Source organism: Rhodococcus sp. P4_B6, assembly GCF_056402215.1.
The window spans coordinates 1-521 of the sequence record NZ_JBFUHV010000506.1; the positions used below are offsets into that span (position 1 = coordinate 1).

The window sequence follows — 521 nt, forward strand, 5'->3', positions numbered from 1 at the left end:
TTGATGTTGTGCGAGACGATCAGGATCGTCGCGTCGATCTCGGCGTTGATGTCGATCAACGTCTGGGAGATGTAGGTGGTACGCACCGGGTCCAGGCCGGAGTCCGGCTCGTCGACGAGGATGATCTGCGGGTCCAGCACCAGGGCGCGGGCCAGGCCCGCACGCTTGCGCATACCACCGGAGATCTCACCGGGCAGCTTGTCCTCGGCCCCGAGCAGGCCGACGAGCTCCATCTTCTCCATGACGATCTTGCGGATCTCGGACTCGGACTTCTTGGTGTGCTCGCGCAGCGGGAACGCCACGTTGTCGAACAGGTTCATCGAGCCGAACAGGGCGCCGTCCTGGAACAGCACACCGAACAGCTTGCGGATCTCGTAGAGCTCCTTGGACGAGCACTCAAGAATGTTGGTGCCGTCGATCACGATCGAGCCCTGCTCCGGGCGGAGCAAACCGATCAGCGACTTCAAAAACACCGACTTACCCGTACCCGACGGCCCGAGCAACGCACTGACCTCACCGGC

The 521-nt window shown here is 62.6% G+C and carries 1 protein-coding gene; it reads right to left on the reverse strand.

All coding sequences use genetic code 11. From position 1 onward, the window contains the following. A partial coding sequence (locus tag AC1DWT_RS51830) for an ABC transporter ATP-binding protein (protein WP_477926350.1) occupies window positions 1-521 on the reverse strand: 521 nt, incomplete at both ends.